The 407-nt window shown below is 63.1% G+C and carries 1 protein-coding gene and 1 pseudogene; both read right to left on the bottom strand.

The features are described 5' to 3' along the window. Nucleotides 1-201 (bottom strand): transposase (locus CR103_RS24395; protein ID WP_441293466.1); only part of this gene is annotated, 201 nt, incomplete at its 3' end. Between the two features lie 50 nt (nucleotides 202-251). Further along, nucleotides 252-407, bottom strand: a pseudogene (locus tag CR103_RS24390) (transposase); the annotation flags it as partial.

Below are 407 nucleotides of genomic sequence, written 5' to 3'. Positions count from 1 at the left end.
TGGCGCGCGTCGTGCTGTGCCGACGAGCAGGCGCTCGGTGACGGTCCACAGCAGATGCTTGACGGTGCATGACGACGACAAATGGACGATCACGCGATCCTTGTATTGTTTGACCAGCGCGGCAATCTTGAATAGCTTGGCAATGACGGTGCACGGTTGCGCCTGCGCCAGCGGCGTGTGCCGCAATGCTTCTTTGCGCAATTGCTGGCGCAGCACGCAGGCAGCCGCGTGCTCCTGGCGTCGATGCAGTCCATCGGTTCGGGGGTGCTGAAATGGCCGTCGCCGCGCACCAGGATATGCGTGTCGGGGAAATGGCGGCGAATGCGCTCCAGCACTCGCTTGAGGATCATCGTATTCTCGGCGCCGGTCGGACGCATGGACGAGCGCAATACGGCCGCCACCAAGGC

Source organism: Massilia psychrophila (assembly GCF_002760665.1).
Classification (GTDB): Bacteria; Pseudomonadota; Gammaproteobacteria; order Burkholderiales; family Burkholderiaceae_D; genus JAFCUW01.
Note: the sequence above shows the minus strand (reverse complement) of the source record. Positions and strands in the feature narration are given on the sequence as shown.